The sequence below is a fragment of the Staphylococcus sp. HMSC077D08 genome, assembly GCF_001837945.1.
Lineage (GTDB): Bacteria > Bacillota > Bacilli > Staphylococcales > Staphylococcaceae > Staphylococcus > Staphylococcus epidermidis.
In genome coordinates this window covers 1-262 of the sequence record NZ_KV834789.1, presented here as the reverse complement: position 1 = coordinate 262, position 262 = coordinate 1, and the positions used below count along the sequence as shown (strand labels likewise).

Genomic DNA, 262 nt, shown 5'->3' with positions numbered 1-262 from the left:
GCTAACTCAAACGCTTTTCTCACATTACAATCCTTGATATATATGTGACCGTATAAATTACCATTCATAACTACATAAACCATATCAAACGGATCATTATATATTTTGAATCCAAACGGTGTTTCTCTACTACTTTCTAATAATCCAGTGTAATATCTTAATAACGTACCTGCTCTTGTTTCAAATTGATTTGCGATTATCTCTACATTCATTTAGTTTGCTCCTTTTTCTTTTATTCGTAATACTACCGGAACCCATGAAG

General features: G+C 31.7%; 1 pseudogene. It reads right to left on the bottom strand.

The annotated features are described in order from the left end of the window. Nucleotides 1-212: pseudogene (locus HMPREF2663_RS07735) on the bottom strand (pathogenicity island protein); the annotation flags it as partial. Nucleotides 213-262: the final 50 nt, after the last annotated feature.